Annotated in this window: 3 protein-coding genes; all 3 read right to left on the reverse strand. The window is 42.7% G+C overall.

What is annotated here, in order from left to right; genetic code table 11:
• Window positions 1–205: 205 nt before the first annotated feature.
• Window positions 206–682, reverse strand: a complete 477-nt coding sequence (locus tag A3761_RS21205) for a DM13 domain-containing protein (protein ID WP_068516618.1) — start codon at window positions 680–682, stop codon at window positions 206–208.
• A gap of 29 nt (window positions 683–711) precedes the next feature.
• Entirely contained in the window at window positions 712–1008 is a 297-nt protein-coding gene (locus A3761_RS21210) for a hypothetical protein (protein WP_068516621.1), read from the reverse strand.
• A gap of 77 nt (window positions 1009–1085) precedes the next feature.
• A partial coding sequence (locus A3761_RS21215; protein ID WP_231881279.1) for a hypothetical protein occupies window positions 1086–1296 on the reverse strand: 211 nt, incomplete at its 5' end.

The raw sequence follows: 1296 nt of genomic DNA on the forward strand, positions 1-1296 counted from the left end.
AAGCGATTACACAAGCGCAAACACAACCCGATCTAATTTTTATAACGGGGGGATCGGGTCAGTCCCCTGTTATTCGTAAAGCAATTCACAATAAATTTGGTGACATCGAGGTGCTTGATGGCGACCACTTCGGCAGTGTCGCATCGGGTTTAACCGTTTGGGCGAATCAAATATTTTAATTGCAGAGTCTGTTCGCTGAACTCATTTACTGATATTTGGCTGCCGTAATAAACTCACCAAAGGCCTCACACCAAACAATGACTGAGCTAAAGTCAGCTATATTGGTGCCCTGAGGCACTTTGACGACAAAGTTTTCGAAGGTTGTCACGTCACCAACTTGAAGCATTGACGACTTCAAGCGCTGAAAATCAAGCTCGGTTTCTACGAACTCTTTAGAAAGATAAAGCTTATAGTCTGGCCCGGGAGCCAGTTGGCCAGCTAAAGAAATGTACTCAGTGTTAAGCGAAACGATGCCTTCGCCCCAGTGAAAGGTGTCGCTATCCTCTAGGTCTCTTTTAAACTTCCCGGTATATCGCGCTTGCGAAGAAATCTCTGAGATCATTGACTCTGAAGGCGCAGTCGGTGCCGTTAGAATTGGCAGGATATATATCCCCAAACCGATACCCAATGCGCCTATAGATAAGTGGCTTGCTAAGAGTAAAGTAATTGTTTTTAGTTTCATAAAGAACCTGTTGCTTGGTCTGGTTATGTTTATTTTGTTGCGATTCCAATGAGAAGGGCAATGACCCCAACAATCAATTCAGCCCATGTATTTTTGTACTTCGTATCATGTGCTTTTTCTCTGTAATAAGCTGATTCTTCATAAGCTCTTTCCATCGACTCAATATTATCTGGAGTACCAGGGAGACTTCCAATTTTAGAAGCTTGTTGATTAGCGCGCTCAGATCTTTCCTCATAAGTTTTTGCCCGAGCGAGCCTTTCTTGACTTGTGGTTGCACAGCCGAACAGCAGTGTTAGAGATAAAATAAAGATGGTGTTTTTGATCAATTGATATATTTCCCTATAAAGATTGTCTAACGCTGCGTTAACCGAAGGCGAGTTCGGTAGGGCGCTTGGTTAAACTCTTACTGAAGTTTTCCATATTTGGCTAGAATTTGTTTATATTCATCAGTTGTCTTGAACTTCGTCAGCTCCTCACTGAATCTCAATGACAGCTCTTCAAGCCCTGGCTTCTTCGCAAAAGCTAAATAATTTCCGCCAGGGCAATAACGCTTACTCCCAACGATAGTTAATTGATCCAAAATACCCATCTCCCGAGCTTTATGAAAGCCAACT

The organism is Oleiphilus sp. HI0123 (assembly GCF_001635315.1).